This window comes from Ilumatobacter sp. (genome assembly GCF_049588435.1).
Classification (GTDB): domain Bacteria; phylum Actinomycetota; class Acidimicrobiia; order Acidimicrobiales; family Ilumatobacteraceae; genus Ilumatobacter_A.
Genome location: NZ_JBAVYV010000459.1, coordinates 1 through 1804, shown reverse-complemented (window position 1 = coordinate 1804; position 1804 = coordinate 1). Strand labels below are relative to the sequence as shown.

1 protein-coding gene is annotated in these 1804 nt (G+C 67.1%); it reads right to left on the bottom strand.

Annotated features, from left to right (window positions below):
- Positions 1-126 precede the first annotated feature (126 nt).
- On the bottom strand, positions 127-1804 hold a 1678-nt coding region (locus WBV89_RS17590), incomplete at its 5' end, for a hypothetical protein (protein ID WP_423982640.1).

Below are 1804 nucleotides of genomic sequence, written 5' to 3'. Positions count from 1 at the left end.
ATGAGTGATAGTCCTCCTGGTTCGGCGCGAAGTCAAGGGGGTTCGTACAGATTCGGCGAACGCGTGAGGTCTGGCGCGCTTGGAGCGCCAAACTCCTCACGCAAACGGGGGCTGGATCGGAGGGGTTCAGACGGGGCGGGTGATGATCTGGGAATAGCACATCTCGTCGTCGGTGCCTTCGCTCCACATGATGTAGCGAGGTTCGGCATCCTCGGGGATCTTGGCGCGGTCCCATGTGCACTCGACCCGGATGACGTCGTCGGCGGTGAGCACGATGTCCTCGACCGGCTCGTAGTTGAGCTGCCAGTCGAAGTTCCACCGTGGGATGTCGAGCAACACCCGTTCGTCGGGTGTGTCCGGGTTCAACGTCATCGTGAACGACGAGCCGATCTCGTGCTCGTGGCCCCACACCGAGATGATCTGTCCGGGTGCGGCAGGGTGATCGCAACTCGATGAAGCGATTCCGTCGGTCATCGAGGCGAAGTCCTCTGCGGTGACGCCGCACGACGCCATGAGGCCGTCGCCGACGAATCCCGCGAACGGCCCCTGCTCCTCGATGAGCTGGGCGCGCGCCGCTTCGCGGTCACACAGCGGCCCGGTCTCCTCGGCCGAACACGGGATCTCCGCGGGTCCGAGATACAGCGTCAGTTCCAGCGGGTCGAAGGCCCCTCCGGCGGCGGCGATCGCCGCATCGTCGGCGAGGTCGAGCACCAGGCTCGACTCGTCCGGAGGGAGGTCGTTCCATTCCGGTTCGTAGTGGTAGTGGATCTGGACGACGAAGAAGTCACCGGGTTCGACGGGAATGCCCACGCCATCGGGCAGCTCCGTCGGTTCCTGTCCGGGGGCCCAACTCATCACCTGATCGACATCTCCCGGTCCACCGAACCCCGCGAGGCCCGAACACGACCAGCCCACGTCGTCGCTCGCCGCATCGACCTGGTCGGCCGCCGGTCGCGAACTCGCATCGGCATGGAACAGCAACGCGTGGTGGACGACCTCGGTGCGGTCCGGTTCGATGCCGAACGACTCGACGTATCCCGACTCGGTGATCTGCGGATCGTAGATCTGGCAGCGATAGTCGTCCTTGTCGGCGTCGGCCTGTCCCTTGTAGGGCAGCGCGGTCATCACGATGTCGCGGTCGAGGATGTTGCGCGACGTTGCCGTCGCGGCGATCGGTGTTGCCGGATCGACGTCGAGGATCCCACCTTCGTCGGCCCAGGTGGCCATCGTCGCTCGGTCGGCGTCGTCGAGGCGGCGGTCGCCGTGGAACTCGACGTCGCCGTCATCGGCAGGCCACGGCGGCATGTAGCCGACGTCGACGACGGCGGACATGTACTCGACGTCGAAGTCGGTGATCTCTCCTGCGGTGTCGAGGCGCAGGTGGGCGACACCCGGACCGTCGCCGGTGTGGCAGGACGCGCAGTTGCTCTCGAGGATCGGCATGACGTCGTTCGCGAACGACATCGCGGTCGCCGCGACCGTGGTCGGAGCGACGTCGCCCGACGCTGTCGTCGACGTCGTCGATGTGGACCCTGCGGTCGGTGCCGTCGTCGTCTCGGACGGAGGTTCTCCGCTCGGGGAGACCTCCGATGCCGTTCCGGTCGGTCCGGCGGTGTCGACGGTCGTCCCGTCTGCCGCTCCGTCAGCGGGCGTGTCCGCACCTGCGGCGCACGCCGCGAGCACAGCGGCGAGCGCGGCTCCGGCGCACGCGGTCCCGATCGTCCAGCTCCGGCTCGTTGCGGAATCCGTCATCGGTTCGGTGGCACGGTCGGGTTCCGGGTTGCGGGTCGAAGCTCCCGTGGAG